Below are 244 nucleotides of genomic sequence, written 5' to 3' on the forward strand. Positions count from 1 at the left end.
ACGGAGCGTCGTCCCCTCATGTCCCTCTTGCCCACCAGGCTTTTTGCCAGACGGCTCGCGGGAGGAACGCTTTTCTCAAAACGGTCAGAAGATGGGGGCAAATGGCTATTGGAGCTGTTTTTTTTTTCGTGCGTGCTTCCAGCTCTTGAACGCGATGCTTGAGTTGTTCATTTTCTTTGCGTAGCTGTTTGTTTTCTTGACGCAAATGTTCATTTTCTTGAATGAGTTGATGAATGAGCTGTTT

General features: G+C 47.5%; 1 pseudogene. It reads right to left on the bottom strand.

Features of this window, described 5'->3' with window-relative positions:
- Positions 1-244: pseudogene (locus K1I43_RS15570) on the bottom strand (DUF6444 domain-containing protein); the annotation flags it as partial.

The sequence above is a fragment of the Anoxybacillus sp. ST70 genome (assembly GCF_019553625.1).
Lineage (GTDB): Bacteria > Bacillota > Bacilli > Bacillales > Anoxybacillaceae > Anoxybacillus > Anoxybacillus gonensis.